1 pseudogene is annotated in these 389 nt (G+C 55.5%); it reads left to right on the top strand.

Features of this window, described 5'->3' with window-relative positions:
* Positions 1–26: 26 nt before the first annotated feature.
* Positions 27–389: pseudogene (locus tag M3205_RS25330) on the top strand (gamma-mobile-trio integrase GmtZ); the annotation flags it as partial.

Raw genomic sequence — 389 nt, 5'->3', positions numbered from 1 at the left:
ATCCTGACGCGTGCTTTCTCTTCCGATTGCCAGAATATCCAACGGCACGAATGCGTAACTTTCCGCTTCAGGATCAGGCGCTCAATTCGTGCTGGTTCTATTTGCTGAAGGCATTCGAATCACGGCTCGCCGGGCGTTCCGAAACTCACCACAACGGAACACCGATTCGGCTGCTGCCGCCCCAGTCCAAGAAGAGAACGTTGTTCCCACTTCACAGTTTGCGAGTCTCCCTTGTCACTGCACTGGCCTTGGAAGGACAGGTGCCGTTCCCTGTGCTGCAGAAGCTTGTCGGTCATAGCCGGTTGGTCATGACCTTGTACTACACCAAGCCTGGAGCCACCCATATTCGCGACGTCCTCCTCGATGCGAAGGCTCGCCTGGATGCAAAT

Origin of the sequence: Cytobacillus firmus, assembly GCF_023715565.1 — a bacterium.
GTDB lineage: Bacteria > Bacillota > Bacilli > Bacillales > Cytobacillaceae > Cytobacillus > Cytobacillus firmus_C.
Note: the sequence above shows the minus strand (reverse complement) of the source record. Positions and strands in the feature narration are given on the sequence as shown.